Origin of the sequence: Rhodoferax sp. U2-2l (assembly GCF_020594515.1) — a bacterium.
In the GTDB taxonomy this organism is placed as follows: domain Bacteria; phylum Pseudomonadota; class Gammaproteobacteria; order Burkholderiales; family Burkholderiaceae_C; genus Rhodoferax.
The window spans coordinates 1-1129 of record NZ_JAJCTH010000038.1 but is presented as its reverse complement, the minus strand read 5'-3'; the positions used below and the strand labels follow the sequence as shown (position 1 = coordinate 1129).

At 57.7% G+C, this 1129-nt stretch carries 1 pseudogene; it reads right to left on the bottom strand.

Annotation, left to right across the window (positions count from 1 at the left end):
• Window positions 1-51: 51 nt before the first annotated feature.
• Window positions 52-1129: pseudogene (locus tag LHU53_RS19570) on the bottom strand (IS3 family transposase); the annotation flags it as partial.

Sequence of the window (1129 nt, the reverse complement as noted above, 5' to 3'; positions counted from 1 at the left end):
TGACCCGTCCTGAATTGCGTTGACACTCAGAACGGTTGAAAAGTGCCGGGGTTAACCGGCGATAGACGCCCGATGCACCACATCGGGCGTTTGCATTTTCAGCGATAAATGCGGTCGTTCCGTGTTGTAGATCTGTATCGACTGCGCCACCATGCGTTTGGCTTGATCAAGGTCCGCGGGGCGCGCAAGCAAAAACTCTGCCTTGAGGATGCCATTCACACGCTCGGCCAGCGCGTTTTGGTAGCAGTCATAGCCGTCAGTCATTGAACATTGAATGCCATGTCGCTGATGCAGCGCTTGGTAATAGGTCGAGCAGTACTGGATCCCCCGCTCCGAATGGTGCACCAAGGTCTGGCGCGTCTGGCGAGCGCGCAACGCCATCTTCATGGCTTGAGCGACCTCCTCGGTCTGCAAGCTCGCATGAACGTGCCAGCCGACGATCTTTCTTGAATGTGCGTCGGTCACCAAGCTCAAGTAAACAAATTTGTCCGCGGTGGGTAGGTAGGTGATATCGGCCACCCACAGCTGCTCACTGCCCGTGACCTTGATCTGCTCAGGGCCGTGCTTTACCAAGTTGGGGTGGCGCCGCAACCGGTGGTGACTGTCGGTTGTTTTGTGATACGCCCGGCGGGTTGGCACCAGCATCCCGGCGTTTCGCAACACATCAAACATGGCGTCACGCCCCAGCACAATTCCAGCCTTTTTGAGCGGCTCTTGCAACAGGTGATGCAGCTTGCGGGTGCCCAGCCGGGGCTGACGCACTCGTCGCTGCCTGACCAATTGCACCACTGCTTGGGCCTGCACACTGCGCGCTGCAGCCCTTTGCTGGCCTTGGTAGTACGCTTGGCGGCTCATCCCCATGTGCTGACAAGCCCTGGATACGCTCAGCCCCTTGACGAGGTCTTGTGCGAGGACTTGCACAAAGGCTTTTTTACGACACGCACGCCGTAGTCCTTCTTCAGAACATCGAGCACCGCTTCAAACAGCTTGGCCTTTTCTTGCGCTTGTGCCAGTTGCACCTCAAGCTCCTTGATCTGTTGCTCTGGGGTTAACGGCTTGGGAGTTTTATCGATCGGCATGGCCGCCAATGATGCCGCACGTCCCCATCCTTGGCGACCATGCTTGCGCA